Source organism: Streptomyces spororaveus (genome assembly GCF_016755875.1).
In the GTDB taxonomy this organism is placed as follows: domain Bacteria; phylum Actinomycetota; class Actinomycetes; order Streptomycetales; family Streptomycetaceae; genus Streptomyces; species Streptomyces spororaveus.
In genome coordinates this window covers 4,845,392-4,858,595 of sequence record NZ_BNED01000005.1, presented here as the reverse complement: position 1 = coordinate 4,858,595, position 13,204 = coordinate 4,845,392, and the positions used below count along the sequence as shown (strand labels likewise).

Genomic DNA, 13,204 nt, shown 5'->3' with positions numbered 1-13,204 from the left:
CGCGCCTCAGAGCCGCGGACCGGGACCCGATACGCTCCGCTCGTGGCTGAGATCCAGATTCCCGCTGACATCAAGCCCGCCGACGGACGCTTCGGCGCGGGCCCCTCCAAGGTGCGGACCGAGGCGCTGGACGCCCTCGCCGCCACCGGTACCTCTCTGCTCGGAACCTCACACCGCCAGGCCCCGGTCAAGAACCTGGTCGGATCGGTGCGCCAGGGCCTCCGGGACCTCTTCTCCCTCCCCGAGGGCTACGAGGTGATCCTGGGCAACGGCGGCTCCACCGCCTTCTGGGACATCGCGACCGCCGGTCTGATCGAGCAGAAGTCCCAGCACCTCACCTTCGGCGAGTTCTCCTCGAAGTTCGCCACGGCCGCGAAGCTCGCGCCGTGGCTGGACGCGCCGTCCGTGATCTCCTCCGACCCCGGCACGCACCCGGAGCCGGTGGCCGAGGCGGGCGTGGACGTGTACGCGTACACGCACAACGAGACCTCGACGGGTGTGGCCGCGCCGATCAAGCGCGTCGCGGGCGCCGACGCCGGTTCCCTCGTTCTGGTGGACGCGACCTCGGGTGCCGGCGGTCTGCCGGTGGACATCACCGAGACGGACGTCTACTACTTCGCCCCGCAGAAGTCCTTCGCCTCGGACGGCGGCCTGTGGCTGGCCGCGTTCTCCCCGGCCGCCCTGGAGCGTGCCGCCCGCGTGCACGCCTCCGGCAGCCGGCACATCCCGGAGTTCTTCTCGCTGCCGACGGCGATCGACAACTCGCTGAAGAACCAGACGTACAACACCCCGGCGCTGTCCACCCTCTTCCTGCTGGACCAGCAGCTGCGATGGATGAACAGCCAGGGCGGTCTGGAGTTCACCACCGGCCGTACGGCGGCCAGTGCGCGCAACCTGTACGGCTGGGCGGAGGCGTCGAAGTACGCGACCCCGTTCGTCGTCGACGCCGACAAGCGCTCCTCCGTCATCGGCACGATCGACTTCTCGGACGACATCGACGCGGCGGCCGTCGCCAAGGTGCTGCGCGCCAACGGGATCGTGGACACCGAGCCGTACCGCAAGCTCGGCCGCAACCAGCTGCGCATCGCGATGTTCCCGGCGATCGACCCGGCGGACGTGCAGGCGCTGACGGCCTGCATCGACCACGTGATCGAGAAGCTCTGACCACCACCCGCCCGGTACGACGCGAAGCCCCCGGTGACCTGCGGTCGCCGGGGGCTTCGGCGATCCCCGGACACCCCGAAGGCCACCGGCGTGCGGTTCTCCCGTACGCGGTACCTTCAGGGCTCCGGCGGCGATTCTTGGAGGCAGCGGCGTGAGCGTGCGAGTGACGGCGGCCCAGAGCGGTGTGGACCCCTTCGGCACGGCCCGGCTGCGGCGCGGGGTGCTCGACGCGTGGGGTGCGGGCCCGGCCCGGTTCCGCGAGGACGCCAACGCCGAGGAGGACCTCGCGCTGGGCGGCTACCGGGACCGGCTCGTCGTCGAGCTGGCGCAGAACGCGGCCGACGCCGCGGCCCGGGCCAAGGTGCCGGGCCGGCTGCGGCTCACCCTGCACGAGGGCGAGGGCGGGCACGCCCTGCTGGCCGTCGCCAACACCGGTGCCCCGCTGGACGCGACGGGCGTGGAGTCGCTGAGCACCCTGCGCGCCTCCGCCAAGCGCGAGCCCTCCGGGGACAGCGTCGGCCGGTTCGGTGTCGGCTTCGCGGCCGTGCTGGCCGTCTCCGACGAACCCGCGGTGCTCGGCCGCCACGGCGGTGTGCGCTGGTCCCTGGCCGAGGCGCGCGAGCTGGCCCGGGGCGCGGCCGTCGGCAGCCCCGGCCTCGGCGACGAACTGCGCCGCCGCGACGGGCACGTTCCGCTGCTGCGCCTGCCGCTGCCGGCCGAGGGCACCGCGCCCGAGGGCTACGACACCGTCGTGGTCCTCCCGCTGCGCGACGCCGCCGCCGAGGGGCTGGTGGAGCGGCTGCTGGCGGGCGTCGACGACGCCCTGCTGCTCACCCTGCCCGGGCTGTGCGAGGTCGTCGTGGAGACCCCGTCCGAGGGAACGCGCACCCTGTACCGGCGCGACGAGGGCCCGTACACGGTCATCGAGGACACCACCGCCTCCGGCACGGTCACCCACCGCTGGCGCACCGTCCGCCACAACGGCCCCATCGAGCGCGCGCTGCTCGCCGACCGGCCCGTCGAGGAGCGGCTGCGGCCCGCCTGGGCGGTGTCGTGGGCGGTGCCCGTCGACTCTGAAGGCGCCCCGGTGCGCCCGGTCACGGCCCCCGTGGTGCACGCGCCGACGCCCACCGACGAGCCGCTGGGCATCCCGGCGCTGCTCATCGCGACCCTGCCGCTCGACACCACCCGCCGGCACCCCGCGCCCGGGCCGCTGCTCGACTTCCTCGTGGAGCGCGCGGCCGACGCGTACGCCGAACTCCTCGGCGCCTGGGACCCGGTGACCACCGCCCTCGTGGACCTGGTGCCCGGCCCGCTCGGCAAGGGCGAGCTCGACGGGGCCCTGCGCGCCGCCGTCCTCCAGCGCCTGCCCCGTACCGCCTTCCTCGCACCGGCCGCGCCGCCCGAGCACGCCGAGGAGCGGGGCGCCCTGCGCCCCTTCGAGGCCGAGGTGGTGGAGGGCGCGGGCGCCGACACCGTACGCGTCCTCGCCGAGGTCCTGCCGACCCTGCTGCCGGCGGGCCTGGAGCGCCGGGCCGAACTGCGCACCCTGGGCGTGGGCCGGCTCCCGCTGGGCGACGCCATCGAGCGGATCGCGGGCATCGAGCGGACCCCCGAGTGGTGGCACCGGCTCTACGACAGCCTCGCCGGGGTGGACCCCGACCGGCTGTCCGGGCTGCCCGTGCCGCTCGCCGACGGCCGCACCTCGATCGGGCCCCGGCACATCCTGCTGCCCGGCGCGGACACGCCGGCGAGTCTGGCCCGGCTGGGCCTGAAGGTGGCTCACCCGGACGCGGCGCACCCGCTGCTGGAGAAGCTGGGCGCGCTCCCGGCCACGGCCCGGGCGGTCCTGACGACCCCGCAGGTGCGGGCGGCCGTCGCCGCTTCCCTCGACGCCGGGGAGATCTGGGACGAGGACGGCGACACCCTGGACGCCGACGAGCTGGCCGAGGTGGTCCTGGGGCTGGTCCGGGACGCCGATCTGGCGCCGGGCGACGAGCCCTGGCTCGGGGCGCTGGCCCTCCCGGACGAGGACGGCGAACTGGTCCCGGCGGGCGAGCTCCTGCTGCCGGGCAGCCCGCTGGCCTCGGTGATCCGCGAGGACGAGGTCCCGTACGTGGACGCGGACCTCGCCGAGCGGTGGGGCGCGGGCCCGCTCACCGCGTGCGGGGTCCTGGCCACCTTCCAGCTGGTCCGCGCCACCGACGTGGTCCTCGACCCGGACGAGCTGGAACCGCGCGAGGGCGACTTCGCGGAGCCCGACGACGCGGGCCTGCTGGACGCGGTGGACGTGTGGTGCGAGGACGTCCTGGACCAGCTGCCGGAGCTGCCGGTACCGCCGGTGGCGACCGAGCTGATCGCCGTCCGGGACCTCGACCTGGTCGACGACGACTGCTGGCCGCAGGCGCTCGCCATGCTCGCGCAGCCGCCGCTGCGCGACGCGCTGACCCAGCCCGTGCGGATCCTGCTGCCGGACGGCACCACGCAGTCGGTGCGCCCGTACACCGCCTGGTGGCTGCGCGACCACCCGGTGTTCGACGGCCGCCGCCCGGCGGGCCTGCGCGCGGCGGGCGGCGACCCGCTGCTGGACGGCCTCTACACCTCGGCGGACGCCACGGGCTTCGAGGACGAGCAGGTCCTGCGGGCGCTCGGCGTACGGACGACGGTGGCGGCCCTGCTGGACGAGCCCGGCGGCGCCGCCGAACTGCTGGCCCGGCTCGCCGACCCGGACCGCGAGGTCACCGGTCATCAGCTGCACGGCCTGTACGGCGCGCTGGCCGATCTGGACCCCGAGCAGGTCACGCTCCCGGACGAGCTGCGCGCGGTGGTGGACGGCGAGGTGCTCGTGGTGGACGCGGCCGACGCGGTGATCGCGGACGCCCCGGACCTGCTCCCGCTGACGGCGGGGCTGCCGCTGCTGCCGGTGCCCCCGTCGCGCGCGGCGGATCTCGCGGAGCTGCTCCAGGTCCGGCGCCTCTCGGAGACGGTTCCGGCGGAGGTGACCACGCCCGGCGAGACGCACGAGGTTCCGGAGTCGGTGCTCGTCCTGCTGGGTCCGGCCACTCCCGCGACGTACGTCGAGCACGAGGAGCTGGTCGCCGGCGGCACGGAGCTCGACTGGCGCCGCACCCCCGACGGCACCCTCCACGCGGCCACGCTGGAGGGCGTGGCGGCCGGGCTTGCCTGGTCGGCGGGCCAGTGGCCGCGCCGCTTCGAGGTGGCGGCGCTGCTGGAGGACCCGTCGCGCACGGCGGAACTGGCCCGGGACCGCTGGTTCGACTGACCTGCGCGGGGCAGGGCCGCGGGGCGGGAGGAGGCCGCGCGGCCGCCCGGAAGCTGTGGGTTCCCTTTGACAGGCGGCACCTGCCGACTCAGACTGATCGTTGCTTTCGTCCGACCGGCGGAGCCACGACCACGTAGAGAACGCGCCCTCAGGGAATCGTTCAGGGGGAGCGTCATGTCCGACAGGAGAGCCCGTTCGGCAGCCTTCCGCTGGTCCCGCGGGCCGGTGTCCGAGCTGTTCTCCGGACGGAACAACAGCCTGGGCCTCCTGCGGCTGCTCCTCGCGTCGGCGGTCGTGGTCTCGCACGCGAGCGTCCTCGGCTTCGGGCGCCATGAGTTCGGTCACAGCTTCTCGCAGGGTCAGATCGACCTCGGGAAGATGGCCGTCTTCGGCTTCTTCTTCCTCTCCGGCATCCTCGTGACGCGCAGCGGCAACCGGCTGCCCGTCGGCCGTTTCCTGTGGCATCGCGCGCTGCGCCTGCTGCCCGGCTTCTGGGTCTGCATGGCCGTCACGGCCTTCGCCGTGGCGCCCTTCCTGTACTGGCGTCAGCACGGCAGCACGGCAGGGTTCTGGGACCACCCGCAGGGGCCCTTCTCCTACGTCGAGGCGAACTGGGCCGTCGGTATCGGCCAGTGGGGCATATCCGACGTGCTGGAGACCGCCTCCGCCAAGGGGCTCACCCACAACGTGGGGATGAACGGGGCCCTGTGGTCGCTGGCGTACGAGATCCTCTGCTACTTCGGCGTCGCCCTGCTGGCGCTCGGCGGCTCGCTCGTCCGCTCCCGGCGGACCATCCTGGCGGTGGCGGTGATCCTGGGCGGCCTGGTCTTCGGCGATGCGATCGGCAACCGGCTGATCAGCGGGGCCGGGGCGGCGGCGCACGGCGGGAACGTGATCGTCCCGCTGATGGGCCCGCAGAGCCTGAACACCATCATCTACCTCGGGTTCGCCTTCGCCCTCGGTGCGGTGCTGGAGGTCTACAAGGAGCGCGTCCCGGTCAGCGACCCGCTGGCGGGCCTCAGCGCCGTGGTGTTCCTGCTGACCCTGCACTACGGGTACTTCTTCGCCCTGGGCGTGCCGGCCTTCTGCTACCTGCTGCTGTGGCTGGCCATCCGGCTGCCCAAGCCGTTCCAGCGGATCGGCGCCAAGCACGACTACTCGTACGGCATCTACATCTACGGCTTCCTCGTCCAGCAGTCACTGGCCGTCCTCGGCGGCGCGCGCTGGGGCTTCCCCGCCTACCTGGGGCTCTCCCTGGGCGGCGCGCTGGTCGCGGCGGTCCTCTCCTGGCACCTGGTCGAACGGCAGGCGATGCGCCTGAAGGACCTCGGCGCCCCGCGCCGCCCGGCGTCCGGCATCCCCGCTCCCCGCAGCGGCGCCCCGGCCGAGGGACAGCGGCCCGTACCGGTTGCCTGACCCGGTCAGGCCGGGAACCTCCGGTCGACCCACCTGAAGGTGAACTCGATCAGGACGGCGGCGCCCACGGCGACGGCCACCGCGATCCACGGCACCACCGCGCCCACCAGCTTGAGCTGGAAGAAGTCCTGCAGCCACGGCACGACGAGGACGATCAGGAACGCCCCGCCCATCGCGCCGACCAGGGCCATCCGCCACCACGTGTACGGGCGGGCGATGATCGCCAGGACCCACATGGACGTCAGGAACAGGGTCAGCGTGGCCGCGCTGGACTCGGCTTCGAGCGCACCCTGGCCGGTGTAGTGGTGGCGGGCGATCAGGTACGAGACGAAGGTGGCCACGGCCGCGATGACGCCGCCGGGGATCGCGTAGCGCATGACCCGCTTCACGAAGTGCGGTTTCGCGCGCTCCTTGTTCGGGGCCAGGGCCAGGAAGAAGGCCGGGATGCCGATGGTGAGCGTGGACAGCAGCGTCAGGTGGCGGGGCAGGAAGGGGTACTCGACCTGCGAGCAGACCACCAGGATGGCCAGCAGCACCGAGTAGACCGTCTTCGTGAGGAAGAGGGTCGCCACGCGGGTGATGTTGCCGATGACCCGGCGGCCCTCGGCGACCACCGAGGGCAGCGTCGAGAAGCTGTTGTTGAGCAGGACGATCTGGGCCACCGCCTTCGTCGCCTCCGAGCCCGAGCCCATGCTGACGCCGATGTCCGCGTCCTTGAGGGCCAGGACGTCGTTGACGCCGTCGCCCGTCATGGCGACCGTGTGGCCCTTGGACTGGAGGGCTCCGACCATGTCGCGTTTCTGCTGCGGGCTCACCCGTCCGAAGACGGAGTTGTCGTCGAGGACCTGCGCCATGTCGCCCTGGTCGGTGGGGAGCCCGCGGGCGTCCACGGTGTTCTCCGCACCCGGCAGCCCCAGCTTGCCGGCGACCGCGCCGACCGAGACCGCGTTGTCGCCGGAGATGACCTTCGCCTTGACGTCCTGGTCCTCGAAGTAGCGCAGGGTGTCGGCGGCGTCGGGGCGCAGCCGCTGTTCCAGGACGACCAGGGCGGTCGGCCGGACCCCGGTGGCGACGGCCGCGTCGTCGAGTTCGCGGGCGGAACGGGCCAGCAGCAGGACGCGTAGTCCCTGCTCGTTGAGGTCGTTGATCTCGTCCAGGGCGGGGTCCCCGGCGGGCAGCAGTACGTCGGGGGCGCCGAGCAGCCAGGTGTTGTTCTCGCCGTCGCCCTCGCTGAAGCTGGCGCCGCTGTACTTGCGGGTGGAGGAGAAGGGCAGGGACTCGGTGCAGCGCCACTCCGCCATGTCCGGATAGGCGTCGATGATCGCCTGGAGGCTGGCGTTGGGGCGCGGGTCGGACTCGCCGAGGGCGCCGAGCACCTTCTTGACGTACGCCGGCTCGGCGCCGCCGAGGGGGCGGAGCTCGGTGACGTCCATGCCGCCCTCGGTGAGGGTTCCGGTCTTGTCGAGGCAGACTACGTCGACGCGGGCGAGGCCCTCGATGGCGGGCAGCTCCTGTACCAGGCACTGCTTGCGGCCGAGCCGGATGACGCCGATCGCGAAGGCCACGGAGGTGAGCAGGACGAGTCCTTCGGGGATCATCGGGACGATGCCGCCGACGGTCCGGGCGATGGAGTCCTTGAGGTTGTTGTCCTTGACGAGGAGCTGGCTGATGATCAGGCCGATCGAGGTCGGGATCATCATCCAGGTGACGTATTTGAGGATGGTGGAGATGCCGGAGCGCAGCTCGGAGTGGACGAGCGTGAAACGGGAGGCCTCTTCGGCCAACTGGGCGGCGTAGGCCTCGCGGCCGACCTTGGTGGCGGTGAAGGCGCCGCCGCCGGCGACCACGAAGGAACCGGACATGACCCGGTCGCCGGGCTTCTTCAGGACGGGGTCGGCCTCGCCGGTGAGCAGGGATTCGTCGATCTCCAGGCCGTCGGCCTCGCCGACGGATCCGTCGACGACGACCTTGTCGCCGGGGCCGAGCTCGATGACGTCACCGAGGACGATCTCGGAGGTGGAGATCTCGGCGGTCCGGCCGTCGCGGCGCACGCTGGGTTTGGCCTCGCCGATGACGGCGAGGCTGTCGAGGGTCTTCTTGGCGCGCAGTTCCTGGATGATGCCGATGCCGGTGTTCGCGACGATCACGAAGCCGAAGAGGCTGTCCTGGATCGGCGCGACGAAGAGCATGATCACCCAGAGGACGCCGATGATCGCGTTGAACCGGGTGAAGACGTTGGCGCGGACGATGTCGGTGGTGGAGCGGCTGCTGCGGACGGGAACGTCGTTGACCTCGCCCCGTGCGACGCGCTCGGCGACCTCGGCCGTGCTCAGGCCGCCCGGCTTGAAGAGGGGCGCGGGCGGGCGAACCGGGTGTACGGGGTCCAGCTCGGCTCCCGCGTCGATGGCGGGGGCGGCCGTCCCGCCGCCCGGCTCCGGCCCGTCGGATTCGGTTCCAGCCCGCTGCGTCATGCCTTCGACGTTAAACGGGGTGCGAACTGTTCACCCGCCGAGCAGGAGGAAGATCCGACCTCAGGATGACCCGAATCGTCCCCTGGTAGCGCCGCGGGTCGCCCCACCCCGAAGCCGCCGGACCCGCACCCGCGCCGCCGCTAGTCCTGCGGGCCGGGCTCCGGCTCCGGCGGAGCCTGGGCCGCCTGTTCCACCTGTTCCGCCGCGTGGCGCGCAAGCGCCGCGTCGCGGCCGCGGACGTACCAGATGCCGATCAGGCCGAGGAAGCCGCCGGCCGCGCAGGTCCAGACCCACCAGAGGCGGCCCTGGTCGGCGAACCACCCGTAGAAGGGCAGCTGGACCAGGAAGAGGGCGAACCACAGGATCGTGCCACCGGTGACGGTGGCGACGACCGGGCCCTCCAGGGGCTCGGGCGCCTCGTGCTTCGCAGTCCATTTCGCCATGCGGCAAGTCTAGGCGGCGCGAAACGACATCTACGCGCGGAGATGGACGCACTTTCGTTCATGTGTTCATACTGAAACGGTTTGGGCGCGGCCCATTTTCTTCGTATGAACCACCCAATGAGGACCGTATGAGCACTCCGGCCCCCGCCCCCGCAGCGACCGCCCCGGAGCCTTCCCCCCAGGAACCCTCCGGCCCGCTGGACCGCTACTTCAAGATCTCCGAGCGCGGCTCGACCCTCGCCCGTGAGGTCCGCGGCGGCTTCGCGACCTTCTTCGCCATGGCCTACATCATCGTGCTGAACCCGATCATCCTGGGCAGCGCGAAGGACATGTACGGGCACCAGCTCGACAACGGCCAGCTCGTGACGGCCACCGCCCTGACGGCGGCCTTCACCACCCTCCTCATGGGTGTCATCGGCAACGTCCCGATCGCGCTCGCCGCCGGCCTCGGCGTGAACACGGTCGTCGCGCTCCAGCTCGCCCCCCGCATGAGCTGGCCCGACGCCATGGGCATGGTGGTCCTGGCCGGCATCGTGGTGATGCTGCTGGTCGCCACCGGCCTGCGCGAGCGGGTCATGAGCGCCGTCCCGCTGGGCCTGCGCAAGGGCATCGCCATCGGCATCGGCCTGTTCATCATGCTGATCGGCCTGGTCGACGCGGGCTTCGTCTCGCGCATCCCGGACGCCGCGCACACCACGGTCCCGCTCCAGCTCGGCAGCGACGGCCACCTGCACGGCTGGCCCGTCCTGATCTTCGTGGTCGGCGTGCTGCTCACCCTCGCCCTGCTGATCCGCAAGACGCCGGGCGCGATCCTGATCTCCATCGTGGCCATGACCGTCGTCGCCGTCGTGGTCCAGCTGATCGTCCAGCTGCCCGACTCCGGCTGGGGCCTGACCGTTCCCGAATGGCCCGGCAACCCGGTGGCCGCGCCCGATTTCGGGCTCGTCGGCCAGGTCAGCCTGTTCGGCGGCTTCGGCAAGGTCGGGATGCTCACCGGCATCCTCTTCGTCTTCACCGTGCTGCTGTCCTGCTTCTTCGACGCCATGGGCACGATCCTCGGCGTCGGTGACGAGGCGAAGCTGATCGACAAGAAGACCGGCGAGTTCCCCGGGATCAACCGGGTCCTGCTCGTCGACGGCCTGGCGGTCGCCTCGGGCGGCGCCACCTCCTCCTCCGCGACCACCTGCTTCGTGGAGTCCACGGCCGGCGTCGGCGAGGGCGCCCGTACGGGCATGGCGAACGTCGTGACGGGCGGCCTCTTCGCCGTGGCGCTGTTCCTCGCCCCGCTCGCCACCATGGTCCCGTCCCAGGCGGCCACCCCGGCGCTCGTGGCGGTGGGCTTCCTGATCCTGGCGGGCTCGGTCAGGGACATCGACTGGAGCGACTTCACCATCGCCGTCCCGGCCTTCCTGGCCATGGTGATGATGCCCTTCACCTACTCGATCACCAACGGCATCGGCATCGGCTTCATCAGCTTCTGCGTCCTGCGCCTGGCGACCGGCCGGGGCCGCGGGGTCCCGGTGGCCATGTACGTGGTGTCGGCGGTGTTCGTCTTCTACTACGCGATGCCCGCCCTCGGCCTCGCGCACTAGGTCGAGGAGACGACCCGGCTCACGTCAGCCCGTAGAACTTCTCTGTCTCGTCGACGGCCGCCTTGAAGCGCTCGTCGAAGTCATCGCGAATGAGCGTCCGGACCACATAGTCCTGGACGCTCATTCCGCGTTTGGCCGCATGGATCCGGAGCCTGTCGAGGAGCTCCCCGTCTATGCGCATGCTCAGCACATGTGTCCCCATGCCGAAAGAGTCGGGGCACGGGGTGCGCACGCGTGTCACTTTCAGCCGCCGACTCACCCGTATGAGTGACCCCAGGTGTGAGCCGGAAAACTGGTGTTCCTTAGCGAGAGTAATGAGTTACTCTAAATACATGCATGACCTCTCCCATGGCGACGACGCAGCCGCCGTGAACGACCTCCGCTCCGCCGTCATGCGGCTGGGGCGACGCCTGAAGCACCAGCGCGTCGACGAGTCGCTGAGCCCGACCGAGATGTCGGTCCTCGGCACCCTCGCCCGCTGCGGCCAGGCCACACCCGGCGAACTCGCCCGGCGGGAGCACGTCCAGCCGCCGTCGATGACACGCATCGTCGCGTTGCTGGAAGCCAAGGGACTGGTCACGCTGGAACCGCACCCCGACGACCGCCGCCAAAAGGTGGTCCGCCAGACGGAGGAAGCCGAAGCGATGCTCGAAGAGAGCCGCCGCAAGCGCAACGCCTTCCTGGCCGGGCTCGCAGCCGAGCTGACCGAGGACGAATGGGCCAAGCTCCGCGCGGCCGCACCCGTCCTGGAGAAGCTCGCGCACCTCTGAGGAACGACGCCAGGAGGCGAACGCTTTTGAGTACGGGAACCGGAGCAGACTCCGCACCCGGCCACACATCCACCCCCGCTACCGCCGCGACCCTCGCGGCACCCGCGAGCAAGGGCTCCATGTTCGGCTCGCTGAAGATCCGCAACTACCGGCTCTTCGCCACCGGCCAGGTCGTCTCCAACACGGGCACCTGGATGCAGCGCATCGCCCAGGACTGGCTGGTCCTCTCACTGACCGGCTCCGCCTCCGCCGTCGGCATCACCATCGCCCTGCAGTTCCTGCCGATGCTGATGTTCGGCCTCTACGGCGGCGTACTCGCCGACCGGCTGCCCAAGCGGCCACTGCTCCTCGCCACCCAGAGCGCGATGGGCCTGACCGGCATCGCCCTCGCCGTCCTCACCCTGGCCGGACACGTCCAGGTGTGGCACGTCTACCTCGCCGCCTTCGCCATCGGCCTGGTCACCGTCGTCGACAACCCGGCCCGGCAGACCTTCGTCCCCGAGATGGTCGGCAAGGACCAGGTGGCCAACGCCGTCAGCCTGAACTCGGCCAACTTCCAGTCCGCGCGGCTGGTCGGCCCGGCGATCGCCGGTGTGCTGATCACCGCCGTCGGCTCCGGCTGGGCCTTCCTGCTGAACGGACTGTCCTTCGCCGCGCCCATCGCCGGCCTGCTGCTGATGCGCACGAACGAACTGCACCCGGTCGAGCCGAGGCCCCGCGCCAAGGGACAGCTGCGCGAAGGCCTGCGCTACGTCGCCGGCCGCCCGGAGCTGATCTGGCCGATCGTGCTCGTCGGCTTCATCGGCACCTTCGGGTTCAATTTCCCGATCTGGCTCTCGGCCTACGTCAGCGACGTCTTCCACGGCGACGCGGGCACCTACGGACTCTTCAACACCCTGATCGCGGCCGGTTCCCTGGCCGGCGCCCTGCTCGCGGCCCGGCGCGGACAGTCCCGCCTGCGGGTCCTGGTCGCCGCGGCCGTACTGTTCTCGGTCCTGCTCCTGGTGACCGCCTTCGCCCCCGGCTTCTGGCTGTTCGCCGCCCTGCTCGTACCCATCGGGATCTTCGGCCTGACGGTCAACGTCACGGCCAACTCCAGCGTGCAGATGGCGACCGACCCCGAGATGCGGGGCCGCGTCATGGCCCTGTTCATGATGGTGTTCACGGGCGGCACCCCGCTGGGCGCCCCGCTGCTGGGCTGGATCACCGACACCTACGGAGCCCGGATCGGCATGGCCTCGGGCGCCGTGATCTCCCTGGCCGCCTCCGTCGCGATCGCGGTGGTCCTGGCCCGGGTCGGCAACCTCCGCATGCGGCTGAGCCGCCGCGGCGTGGCCTTCGTCCCGGCCGCCCCGCCCCGCCGCGAACTGGTGACGGTGGCCTGAGCCGGAGCCGACCTGCCGGGGCTCCGCGCCATCCAGCCCCGCCGGCCGTTGCGGCGCCGCTGTCGGGCGCGGAGCCCCCGACAGCGGCGCCGCGCACGGCTACGCTCACCGGCATGAGACTGTTCGCAGCCGTCCTCCCGCCGGAGGCGGCCGTCGCCGAGCTCGCCGCCGCCGTGCAGGCGGTCCACGACGACCGGCTGACCTGGACCGGACGGGCCGGCTGGCACTTCACCCTCGCCTTCATGGGCGAGGTACGGGAGGAGGTGCTCCCGGAACTGCACACCCGCCTGGAGCGGGCCGCCCACCGCACGGCCCCCTTCGCACTGCGGCTGCACGGCAGCGGCCACTTCGGGGAGCGCGCCCTGTGGGTCGGCGCCGCCGGCGAGCTCGCCGCCCTGCGGATGCTCGCCGACCGGGCCGACGCCGCCGCCCGGCGGGCCGGCGTACCGATGGAGCAGCACCACCGGTACACCCCGCACCTCACCCTGGCCCGCAGCCGCGGCGCCACCACCCCGCTGCGGCCCTACCTGGACGCCCTCGCCCCCTTCGAGGGCACGTCCTGGCAGGTCGCCACCCTCAGCCTGGTCCGCAGCAACCTCCCCGTCAGCGGGGTGCCGGGCGAGCAGCCCCGCTACGAGACCGTCGGAGCCTGGCCGCTGCGCGGCTGAACCCGCACGCCC

Annotated in this window: 10 protein-coding genes; 7 read left to right on the top strand and 3 right to left on the bottom strand. The window is 72.0% G+C overall.

Translation table 11 applies throughout. From position 1 onward, the window contains the following. Positions 1-42: 42 nt before the first annotated feature. The 3 genes from serC to Sspor_RS24400 all read left to right on the top strand — a co-directional run bounded on the left by serC (position 43) and on the right by Sspor_RS24400 (position 5,863). Positions 43-1,164, top strand: a complete 1,122-nt coding sequence (gene serC, locus Sspor_RS24410) for a phosphoserine transaminase (RefSeq protein ID WP_202201025.1) — start codon at positions 43-45, stop codon at positions 1,162-1,164. Between the two features lie 151 nt (positions 1,165-1,315). Beyond that, a complete protein-coding gene (locus tag Sspor_RS24405; protein WP_202201024.1) occupies positions 1,316-4,447 on the top strand; it encodes a sacsin N-terminal ATP-binding-like domain-containing protein in 3,132 nt (1,043 codons plus the stop codon). A 174-nt stretch (positions 4,448-4,621) separates the two neighbouring features. Next, the gene (locus tag Sspor_RS24400; protein WP_202201023.1) at positions 4,622-5,863 is read left to right on the top strand and encodes an acyltransferase family protein; all 1,242 of its coding nucleotides are present in this window, start codon (positions 4,622-4,624) and stop codon (positions 5,861-5,863) included. A 5-nt stretch (positions 5,864-5,868) separates the two neighbouring features. Here Sspor_RS24400 and Sspor_RS24395 read toward each other — a convergent pair whose 3' ends face one another. Both Sspor_RS24395 and Sspor_RS24390 read right to left on the bottom strand, forming a co-directional pair. Further along, the gene (locus Sspor_RS24395) at positions 5,869-8,334 is read right to left on the bottom strand and encodes a cation-translocating P-type ATPase (RefSeq protein WP_202201022.1); all 2,466 of its coding nucleotides are present in this window, start codon (positions 8,332-8,334) and stop codon (positions 5,869-5,871) included. A 140-nt stretch (positions 8,335-8,474) separates the two neighbouring features. Further along, positions 8,475-8,777: a DUF2530 domain-containing protein gene (locus tag Sspor_RS24390; protein ID WP_202201021.1), complete on the bottom strand. Its 303-nt coding sequence runs from the start codon at positions 8,775-8,777 to the stop codon at positions 8,475-8,477. 128 nt (positions 8,778-8,905) lie between these two features. Here Sspor_RS24390 and Sspor_RS24385 point away from each other — a divergent pair, with 128 nt between their 5' ends. Further along, positions 8,906-10,369 carry an NCS2 family permease gene (locus Sspor_RS24385; protein WP_202201020.1) on the top strand — a complete coding sequence of 488 codons (1,464 nt, stop codon included), beginning with the start codon at positions 8,906-8,908 and terminating at the stop codon, positions 10,367-10,369. 19 nt (positions 10,370-10,388) lie between these two features. On the opposite strand, the gene Sspor_RS24380 is transcribed toward Sspor_RS24385, so the two are convergent. Beyond that, positions 10,389-10,571, bottom strand: a complete 183-nt coding sequence (locus tag Sspor_RS24380) for a hypothetical protein (RefSeq protein ID WP_030010567.1) — start codon at positions 10,569-10,571, stop codon at positions 10,389-10,391. A gap of 130 nt (positions 10,572-10,701) precedes the next feature. On the opposite strand from Sspor_RS24380, the gene Sspor_RS24375 reads away from it, so the two are divergent. The 3 genes from Sspor_RS24375 (at position 10,702) to thpR (ending at position 13,192) form a co-directional block, all read left to right on the top strand. Continuing rightward, on the top strand, positions 10,702-11,139 hold the full coding sequence (locus tag Sspor_RS24375; RefSeq protein WP_030010566.1) for a MarR family winged helix-turn-helix transcriptional regulator: 438 nt from the start codon (positions 10,702-10,704) through the stop codon (positions 11,137-11,139). Positions 11,140-11,165: 26 nt separating this feature from the next. Then, positions 11,166-12,524: an MFS transporter gene (locus tag Sspor_RS24370; RefSeq protein ID WP_237404001.1), complete on the top strand. Its 1,359-nt coding sequence runs from the start codon at positions 11,166-11,168 to the stop codon at positions 12,522-12,524. A 113-nt stretch (positions 12,525-12,637) separates the two neighbouring features. Next, positions 12,638-13,192: an RNA 2',3'-cyclic phosphodiesterase gene (gene thpR, locus Sspor_RS24365; protein WP_202201018.1), complete on the top strand. Its 555-nt coding sequence runs from the start codon at positions 12,638-12,640 to the stop codon at positions 13,190-13,192. The last annotated feature ends 12 nt before the right edge of the window (positions 13,193-13,204 follow it).

Excerpts from the sequence above, each read along its gene's own strand:
- Sspor_RS24380 (WP_030010567.1), bottom strand. The coding sequence starts at position 10,571 with ATGGGGACACATGTGCTGAGCATGCGCATAGACGGGGAGCTCCTCGAC.
- Sspor_RS24390 (WP_202201021.1), bottom strand. The coding sequence starts at position 8,777 with ATGGCGAAATGGACTGCGAAGCACGAGGCGCCCGAGCCCCTGGAGGGC.
- thpR (WP_202201018.1), top strand. The coding sequence starts at position 12,638 with ATGAGACTGTTCGCAGCCGTCCTCCCGCCGGAGGCGGCCGTCGCCGAG.
- Sspor_RS24395 (WP_202201022.1), bottom strand. The coding sequence starts at position 8,334 with ATGACGCAGCGGGCTGGAACCGAATCCGACGGGCCGGAGCCGGGCGGC.
- Sspor_RS24375 (WP_030010566.1), top strand. The coding sequence starts at position 10,702 with ATGCATGACCTCTCCCATGGCGACGACGCAGCCGCCGTGAACGACCTC.
- Sspor_RS24385 (WP_202201020.1), top strand. The coding sequence starts at position 8,906 with ATGAGCACTCCGGCCCCCGCCCCCGCAGCGACCGCCCCGGAGCCTTCC.
- Sspor_RS24400 (WP_202201023.1), top strand. The coding sequence starts at position 4,622 with ATGTCCGACAGGAGAGCCCGTTCGGCAGCCTTCCGCTGGTCCCGCGGG.